Here is an 8,701-nt window from a genome sequence, read left to right as displayed (position 1 = left end):
AATGACCCCGAGCTTAGAGTGAGATCACTCAGATTAGCATTGCTCGATGGGAATCTCGTTACCGTTACTGTATAGGTGCTCTGCGTTGTATGGTCTTCTGCTATGACTTCTATTGTTACTGTATTCTCTCCTACATTCAGTGGAATCGTATTTGATGCTGTACCACTGCTTATGGCATGCCCGTTCACCTTTATTTTAGCTGTAGCATCTGCTGCTGTCGGTGTTACCGTTAAACTGGTAATGGCATTCTCCACACTTGCTGTATAATTGCTATCTCCTGAGCTAATTTCAGGAGATAGTATTCCTGAGTTTAAAGTAAGACTAATTAGATTAGCATTACTTGATGGTGCCCTCGTTACTTTCACTTGGTATGTCTTTTTTGTGCTATTTACAGCTGTTACTTCTATAAATATTGTATTACTTCCAACATTAAGGGGAATTGTAGCTGATGTTGCACCACTACTTACTAGATTCCCATTAACCTTAACTGTTGCAGTTGAATCTTTAGCATTTGGTATCACTGTAATGGCAGAAACCGTGTTCATTACAGTGACATCATAAGAAAGTATCTCTTTAGAAAATTCTAGGAAAAGCGTTCCTTCATTTAATTGTAAACCCTCTAAATCCGCTGAATATAAATGCACCGTGTAGATTGACTTATTTCCTGCATGATCTTCCGCAAACAATGTATATGTCCCAAAATTATCCACAACAATTTTATTCTCAGTGAACGTATTTCCCCCAGTCAAAAAATAAGATTCATTCTGATTTCCAAATGCCCATTTCTTCGTTTTCACTCCACTTGTACTATCAGTAATGGTAATTGGAACTTCTATTTTTTGATCAGGGGTTATGGTCATATTGCCACTTGTAATGATTGGTGCATCTTTATCGATATTATCAATAGTAATCGTTTGAACAGTTGAATTTAATAAAATATCCCTTGCATACCACGTAATCGTTCGATTTTGATCTACACTAACAGAAGAACCTACCAATGAGTTTCCAGCAGTATTAAAATATGATTCATTACGAATGCCATAATCCCACTTTTGAATCTTCAAATCACTTTCACTACTAATATTAGCCGTAACTGTAACATCACCATTTGTCCATCCTGTAGGGGACTTTGTTAAATTGATCACTGGTGGAGTAGGGTTTAATTTTAGTGTGTAATTCACTTTTTCATACCTTAAACGTTTATGTGTTCCGTTTGAAATGGTTTCATAGTAACTTAAATTAGCCCATAAAGCATTAGCAGGAACGGTAGCACTTTCTAAAACATTTACCCCATCTACACTATATCGGTATTTTTGATTCGTTATTGGATTTTTCCCACTCCCAATATCACCGTCAAAATTACTTACTGTTATCCATTTGACATCAGAAGGAATATCAGTCCAATTGTGAACATACTGCTTTTCTACAGATTTTCCATCACGACTAAACATGTATTCGATACCATTATCTAATGGCAAAGTAACTGGAAAAAAGGTTATCCATTTCGCATCTGTCGGTAAACTATCTCTATCGGCATAATTTTTTGTTAAATAATCTCCACTATATATATGAAAAATCCCTGTAGAATCTCCTTCTAGGTACTGGATATAGGATATAACCTCTCCATTAACTGTAATTTCTGCTGCCTTTGCTGCATTTGGTAACAAGCCCAAACTGCATAGAATAATAACAACACTAATGACCAACAGCAGCTTCCCCTTTTTTAATGGTTGTTGCATCTAATTCCTCCTTCTTCTTTATTTAGTGATTCATCAGAATTATCCTCACTATCTATTCATTACTTTATATTATCGAAAAGTAATATTCAACAAAAATATTACTCTATCATAGTATAATGGCGTGAAGCTGTTAGATAGCCTCACGCCTAAAAAATCATTTTTATTGCTGCATTGCTCGGTATAAAAAAACTGCCAATTGGGCTCTTGTCACAGAAGCTTCAGGGTGGAATTTGCCATTATCCCCTAATGCAATCTCTGCCCGCTCTAAGGCAGCAATATAGCCAACACTCCAATGATTGCTATCTACATCCTTAAAAGAACTCGTACCTTCTGATTTGAGCTGTAGTGTATTTGCTAAAATTTTAGCCAATTGTGCACGTGTGATATTGTCTGTTGGACGAAATGCTCCATCCGCTCCATCAATAATGCCTGCCTGCTGTAAGGTCATAATCGCATCATAGTACAGATGATTTGGTGCTACATCCGAAAAGGCTGCTGTTGGGCGGATTCCCTCGAATTCAAAAGCACGTGTGAATAATGAGGCAACATGCTGACGGCTAATTGATTCATTCGGTCGGAAAGTACCATCCTCATAGCCTTTAATAATGCCCTGCGTTGCTAATGCCTCAATCATTTCCTGTGCCCAATGGTTTTCGATATCTTGGAAAGTCACCACGGAAGGCTTTGGCTGTGGGGGTTGCTGTGGTTCTTTCTGTTCTTCCACTGGCAATGCTGTCCATTTTGCATAGAGCGTTAAATTCTCTCTCACAAGCGTATCTTCTGCCCATTTCATCGTTAGCGCTTTATCTCTATACCAACCGTCAAAACGATAACCTCCCTTTATTGGTACAGGCAAATCACTGACTCTTGTATTATAGGTAATCTCCATGTCCTCTAAAGATAGTCCACCATTTGTCTCGAAGGATATTTGAATAGGCGTTGATGAATTAGAGGCATTATTGTTATCAGATGTTTGTGGATTAGAGGAATTATCTCCGCCTGGTGTTGATGGATCAGTGGTATTACCTCCACCCGGTGTTGATGGGTTCGCTGTCCATTGGGCATACAAAATTACATCTGCCGCACCCATTATTAAAGGCGTATTTGCTATATAGGCTATTCCCTTACCATTTTGTGCTGTATTCCAGCCCGAAAATGTATAGCCTGTTCTTACTAGATTGCCACTATTTCCTTGTACAATTACTGTTTTGTTTTCTTCATATAATGTACTATCCTGTGGCACTCTACCACTGGTTGCGCCATTTGCACTATATATGACTGTATAAGTTGGGTTCGCTGTCCATTGGGCATACAAAATGACATCGGCTTTTCCCATTTGGAAGGTTGCATTTTCGGCATAGGATATTCCCTTACCATCTGCTTGTGTATTCCAGCCTTTGAACGTGTAGCCTGCTCTTACTAGATTGTTGCTATCTCCCTGTACAATTACTGTTTCATTTTCCTCATATAATGTACTATCCTGTGGCACAGTACCACTTGTTGCGCCATTTGCATCATATGTGGCCGTATATGTTGGATTCTTTGTCCACTGAGCATATAATATGATATTTTCTGTACCCATTGGGAAGGTATCATCTACTGCATACGCTGTGCCTTTACCATCTACCTGCGTATTCCAGCCTTTAAAGGTATAGCCTGTTTTCACAAGATTACCATTATTAACCTTCACTGTCACAAGGGCATTTTCTTCATATTTCTCGTCATCTTGTGGCACACTGCCTCTCGTTGCTCCATTTGCATCGTAGATAATCTTATAATAATTTGGCACTTCATATGCGCCTAAATCAATCGCTGCTCCTTGCACACGTTTTTTCCCAGCAAGGTCTATCGTTATATCTGCTAATTCAGGATAATTAGCATTCCCTTTATCTATTGCTGGAGAATTTATTTTTAAATGGTAATCTTTCTTGTTTGCATCTACAAACACATCAGTTGGTAAAAAAATAGGTGTATCGATAGCATTCCCATTCGCATCAAATAGTTTTCCTCTTACATTCTTACTTACCTGCACATCCAGTAAGCTATTTTCAACCGATCCTTGATAATCTGAGATAGCGACCTTCCTATTATTACCAATTATAATACTATTTTGAATCTTACTAGCGGAACCGCCTCCATAAATAACACTTACTCCATATTTTGGAATATCCCCGCTAATCGTCACATTTGTTAAGATAATTTGGCTAGTTGGAGAATCAGTACTCATAGCAGCACCATCAAAATCTGCCTTGTTGCCAGTAAATAACGTATTTCTTAAGTTGGGGCTGCTACTGCCATCATTGAACATACCTCCTCCAATATACGCTTCATTTCCAATGAATATCATATTCGTTAAAATTGGATTACTGACACCATCATTAGACATAGCCCCTCCACCATAACCTGCCTTATTTTCACGAAATGTTACAGTTGTTAAAATCGGGCTACTATTTGTATTGTGCATGCCGCCACCATTGATTGCATTGTTTTGATCAAACGTAACATCGGTTAAGCTTGGCATACTATAGTTCGTATTTAACATACCTCCACCTAACTGATTTGCCTGATTTTTATTGAATAGTACATTTTTCAATAGTGGACTACTATTGCTACCAGTATTAAACATACCACCTCCATACTCCGCCTTATTCTCGATAAATTTTATCTCCAATAAGTTGGGACCGCTAGCATCATTGTATAGAGCACCTCCATAAAAAGTAGCTTCATTTTCATCAAAGGTTACGTTTGTTAAAGTTGGATTACTGGCATAATTGTACATGCCACCACCATGCTGAGTTGCCTTATTTCTATTAAATTCGACTTCCGTTAAGATGGGATTACTCACGTTACCGTTGTATATACCACCTCCGTATACTGCCTCATTGCTAGCGAATGTTACATTTGTTAAAGTCGGACTACTGCTACCACCATTATAGATAGCGCCTCCATAGCCAGTCGCTTTATTTCCATCAAATATGACACCACTTAATCTTGGACTACTACTAGCATTGTAGATAGCGCCGCCTAGGTACGCCTCATTTCCGCTAAATATAACATTTGTTAAAATCGGGCTACTACCTCTAGTATTATACATAGCACCTCCATAGCCGCCGCCATCTCCCTGTGCCTTATTCCCGGTAAATATGACATTTCTTAAGAGTGGGTTATTGCCATCACTATTGTACATCCCGCCACCATACATATGTGTCCCCTTATTAGCAAGACCTCCCGTAATTGTGACACCATCGAGAATGGCTGTTTCATTTAATACACTTACATCAGGGTCATATCGATGATAAAATACATGATAGGCATTTTCTCCACTAGGAAGTGCTCCGCTTAATATGGTTTTGTATGTGTGCAAATCTCGCTGGGCTAATGTCTCCTCATGACCTTTAAAACCGCCATAAATTGCCACACCATTCCTCATTCGGAATGTTGCGCTACGTGGATCCGTTACATCCATTTTTCTTGTCGGTGTGTATGTTCCTTCAGCAATCCAAATTTGCTGTCCGCTTTGTGCGCTATGTAAAGCGGATTGTAAATCTTGAAATGCATTGTCCCAACTTGTGCCATCATTATTTCCAACAGTAGCAGTTGCGTCCACATAAATAATAGAGTTACCTGCTGACAATAATGATTGCTTTGGTACTACGATGCGAATTACATGCTTACTAATGGCGGATTGCCCAATGATTCTAAACCAAATATGATAGTCCCCTGCATCTGTTAAAACAAGTGGTGTTAAAGTATCGAATACTGTCCATGTATTTCCTTTGTCGTTAGAAGTCTCTACCTGTAGACTAGCACTATCAGTTGTAGTCATTGTCGCTTGAATAGTAACAGGACTTGAAGCAATGTCACCATCTGTATAGGGTTCTCCATCTGTTGTGAGTGTGACAGTCAGTGTGGGCTGTTCATGATTATTCGTTTCAGCAAACACTGGGAAACTACCAACTACAATCTGTGTCATTAACAAATAGATGACAAATACCGATACTGCCTGCTGCCATGCTTTTCTCATAGCATTCTCCTCTTTCTATACATTTTACTTCTGCCAATCTATGATTTTTCAACCAAATATTACTTTAAAGTAATATTTGATTGAAAAAGAATAGGAGCACTCTCTTACATCAATCATGTTCTAATGCATATGCTAGTAACAAACATATGCGATAATTATATTATTTAAAAGTTTTAAATTGCTATAAAAGCAAATTGTGACAATTTTAGATTAGTTTTACATATTAAACAGTCTTTCCTTTTAAAAGATTAAGGTCTGACTAAATAAGTCAGACCCTTAAGTAATAATTACTTAACAGTAATACGGCCTCCTTTATCGCCTACATATGGTATCGGTGGATACATCATTACATTCACCTCATCTTTTCTTCTTTAATTGAGTGAACCATTTGAAATACTAATGGTAATCACTACATATTCCTAATATTATATTACTTAAAAGTAATATTCAACTTTAAAAAAAGAAAAAATCAATATTTTCTTTTTTTAAAATTATGAAGTGGTTGATTATTGATCATGACTTCCCCTATCCAACATACCATCTATTAATAAATTCACAATATCGTTGGCTATCTCTTCTGGTTCTTTTTTCTTTGGCAGTAATTGAATAAATGTTAATCGCTCAATGATGCCTATTAAGGACTCTGCGACCATTCTTGTATCCAAATCTTTTCGAAAATAGCCAGCATTTACTTCGAAATCAAGATTATCTTTTATTTGTTGCACAATTTGTACCTTTATTTCATCAGCTTTTGTTGATAAATAAAATCCGATTCGCGTTAAATCTGGATTCTTAGCAAAGAACGCTAATAATTCCTTTAAATTATGAGTAATTCGTGCCTTCACAGTTGTAAACTCAAGCATTGGCTGTAAGCGGCTTTGCTTTGCAAAATTAATAATTCGCATTTGAAATAAGCTCTCTAATTCTTCAAAAATGGCCTCTTTATTTTTAAAATACAGATAAAAAGTAGGCTGACTTAATGAAGCACCTTTTACAATCGAACTCACCTTAGTCTCGTAATATCCATGCTGAGCAAATTCTTGTGCTGCGATCTCTAGTAATAATGCCCGACTTTCTTCGCCACTCGCTCCTTTAGGTCTACCTCTTTCTGCCATAATAATTCCTCCAAATAAGTAAACATTCAATATTTCTTTTACACATAGAAAAAGTCCTTTATTAAGGATAGTTAGGTGGAAACCGTACAAATCCACTAAAAAAGGACTGAATCTAATTTATTGATAGGATACCATGAAGAACTTCATTTGAGCAATGGCTTTCACATCTATTAGAAAATTATAAGTAATAACCTGAAAAATTTTTTTGAGGGACCATCCAAACTGTGGCGAAAAGAAATAAAAAGAATGTATTCGCATCAGCTTTAAATAATTATTGGAATAGTACTTAAAATTTTAACACCTTTTAACATAGATATCCCCCACTATCCATGTATTTATCCGCAATCATGAGTGAATACACCGAATGGATGAAAAAAAAGATGAGTATCCTCTAAAAATCAGACATCCCTTGCTGCATTGCACGGTATAAAAAGGCTGCTAATTGTGCTCTTGTAACAGGAGCCTCTGGACGAAAATAGCCATTATCTCCTAAGGCAATCCCCTTACGTTCTAGTGCTGCAATATAGCCCGCACTCCAATGTGAACTGGATACATCATGGAACGAGCTACTTCCTTCAGGTGTTAGCCGCAATGTACCCACTAAAACTTTTGCTAATTGTGCTCTTGTAAGATAGTCTGCAGGGGCAAAAGTGCCATTCGTACCGTCAATAATCCCTGCCTGCTGCATTGTCATAATCTCATTATAGTATAGATGATTTGGGGTCACATCAGAAAAGACTGTTGCTGGACGAATAGCTTTGAACTTAAAGGCTCGTGTAAAGAGTGCCATCACATGCTGACGGCTAATCTGCTCATTTGGACGGAAAGTACCATCCTCATAGCCTTTAATAATGCCCTGCGTTGCTAATGCCTCGATCATTTCTCTTGCCCAATGGTTTTCGATATCCTGAAAAGTTACCACAGATGGCTTTTGCTGCTGTGGCTCTTTTGGTTCTTCCGATTCTTCCACTGGCAATACTGTCCATTTCGCATACAGTGTGATATTGTCCCTTATAAGATTATTCTCAGCCCACTTTGTCGTTAACGCTTCATCATGATACCAGCCTTCAAAATGGAAACCTTGCCGAGTAGGTTCTGGTAAATCACTTATTTTCGTATTGTAAGCCATTTCGATCGGCGCTAATATTGTGCCTCCATTTGTCTGAAACGTAATTTTCACAGGTGTTGATGGAGAAAAATCATTGTCGTTTGATGATGTGGGAGATGTAGTGCCTCCATCTGTTATTGGTGGGTTTACTGTCCACTGTGCATATAACGTGATATTTGTTTTGCCCATTGGGAAGGTTGCTTTTTCAGGGTAGAGGATGCCTTTTCCATCCGCTTGTGTATTCCATCCTTTGAAAGTATAACCTGCCCTTACAAGCTTCCCACTATTGCTCTGTACCGTTACCATTTCGTTTTCTTCATACTCGTTGTGATCCTGTGGCACTTGACCACCTGTTTCACCGTTCGCATCATATGTGACCGCAAATGTTGATTTTTTTGTCCACTCTGCATACAGTGTGACATTCGCTTTACCCATTGGGAACGTTGTATTTTCTGCATATAGTGTACCTTTTCCATCTGCTTGTGTGTTCCAGCCCTTGAACGTATGGCCTGCCCTCACAAGATTGCCACTATTGCTTTGCACCGTTACCATTTCGTTTTCTTCATACTCGTTGTGATCCTGTGGCACTTGACCACCTGTTGCACCGTTCGCATCATATGTGACCGCAAATGTTGATTTTTTTGTCCACTCTGCATACAGTGTGACATTCGCTTTACCCATTGGGAACGTTGTATTTTCTGCATATAGTGTACCT

4 protein-coding genes are annotated in these 8,701 nt (G+C 38.2%); all 4 read right to left on the bottom strand.

Annotation, left to right across the window (positions count from 1 at the left end; genetic code table 11):
- A partial coding sequence (locus tag AC1RNS_RS00205; protein ID WP_492989938.1) for a cadherin-like beta sandwich domain-containing protein occupies window positions 1-1,739 on the bottom strand: 1,739 nt, incomplete at its 3' end.
- A 160-nt stretch (window positions 1,740-1,899) separates the two neighbouring features.
- Window positions 1,900-5,763: an InlB B-repeat-containing protein gene (locus AC1RNS_RS00200; RefSeq protein WP_492989937.1), complete on the bottom strand. Its 3,864-nt coding sequence runs from the start codon at window positions 5,761-5,763 to the stop codon at window positions 1,900-1,902.
- 506 nt (window positions 5,764-6,269) lie between these two features.
- Complete coding sequence (locus AC1RNS_RS00195; protein ID WP_492989936.1) at window positions 6,270-6,878, bottom strand: TetR/AcrR family transcriptional regulator; 609 nt, start codon at window positions 6,876-6,878, stop codon at window positions 6,270-6,272.
- 391 nt (window positions 6,879-7,269) lie between these two features.
- On the bottom strand, window positions 7,270-8,701 hold a 1,432-nt coding region (locus AC1RNS_RS00190), incomplete at its 5' end, for an InlB B-repeat-containing protein (protein WP_492989934.1).

The sequence above is a fragment of the Lysinibacillus sp. GW821-FHT14F06 genome, from assembly GCF_058803665.1.
The sequence above is the reverse complement of the archived record's forward strand: the minus strand, read 5'-3'. Positions and strand labels throughout refer to the sequence as shown.

Coding starts and splice junctions, on each gene's coding strand:
- AC1RNS_RS00200 (WP_492989937.1), bottom strand. CDS start 5,763: ATGAGAAAAGCATGGCAGCAGGCAGTATCGGTATTTGTCATCTATTTG.
- AC1RNS_RS00195 (WP_492989936.1), bottom strand. CDS start 6,878: ATGGCAGAAAGAGGTAGACCTAAAGGAGCGAGTGGCGAAGAAAGTCGG.